This window comes from Alcanivorax sp. HI0044, from assembly GCF_001634945.1.
The window spans coordinates 1-885 of sequence record NZ_LWEZ01001411.1 but is presented as its reverse complement, the minus strand read 5'-3'; the positions used below and the strand labels follow the sequence as shown (position 1 = coordinate 885).

Genomic DNA, 885 nt, shown 5'->3' with positions numbered 1-885 from the left:
ACGGGAAGCTGAGCGCAGTGGGCTCACGGAGCCGAGCCCTGCGGAACTGCTGAAAGAGATCCAGGACGGATTGGGAAGGGATGAGGTATAGACTCAACGATGCGGCCAAAAGGGATGTGGCTCGAATTTATTGGCGTGGCGTCGAAGCATTTGGTGAAGAGCAGGCGGTCCGATATTTTAAAACGCTAATGGCGCGCTTTGATGTGATCGCGCAATCACCATACCGCTTCCCCGCCGTTGACCATGTTCAGAAAGGGTATCGGCGTAGTGTCTGTGGCGTGGACAGCATTTATTACCGTCTGAATGGAAGAACGGTTGAGATCATGCGGGTGCTTGGTCGCCAGGATGCCAAAGGCAACCTTTGAATTTCATTTAAAGAATTAAATTTATGGGTGTCCCTGCTTGAAGGACCCCTTTTTCAGTTGTGCAATATCGCTATGACGACTCCATCTAATTGTCTATATTCCTTTCGCCGTTGCCCCTATGCCATGCGCGCCCGCCTGGCCATTTTGTTCGCTGGTTTGCAGGTTGAGTTGCGGGAAGTGACCCTGAAAAACAAGCCTGCGCAGATGCTGGCGATAAGCCCTAAAGGCACCGTGCCGGTTTTGCTGCTGGCCGATGGTGCTGTGATTCAAGAAAGCCGGGACATCATGGTGTGGGCGCTGGAGCAGCAGGATCCACAGGGGCTGTTAGACGCAACGGTTCTGGATCAGGCCAATGCGCTGATTGAGCAAAACGATAATGAGTTCAAGTATTGGCTGGACCGCTATAAATACGCCGACCGCCATGTGGAGATGACTCAGACAGAGTATCGGCAACGGGGAGAGGGCTTTCTTCGGGTCCTGGAGGCGTTGCTGGAGAGCCGCGCTTACTTGCTTGGGGATG

General features: G+C 53.4%; 2 protein-coding genes. Both read left to right on the top strand.

Annotated features, from left to right (window positions below; all coding sequences use genetic code 11):
• Positions 1–80 precede the first annotated feature (80 nt).
• On the top strand, positions 81–365 hold the full coding sequence (locus A3730_RS20890) for a type II toxin-antitoxin system RelE/ParE family toxin (protein ID WP_063519466.1): 285 nt from the start codon (positions 81–83) through the stop codon (positions 363–365).
• Between the two features lie 72 nt (positions 366–437).
• Positions 438–885, top strand: a 448-nt coding sequence (locus A3730_RS20885) for a glutathione S-transferase N-terminal domain-containing protein (protein ID WP_156501281.1), incomplete at its 3' end; no start/stop codon positions are given.

Coding starts and splice junctions, on each gene's coding strand:
- A3730_RS20890 (WP_063519466.1), top strand. CDS start 81: ATGAGGTATAGACTCAACGATGCGGCCAAAAGGGATGTGGCTCGAATT.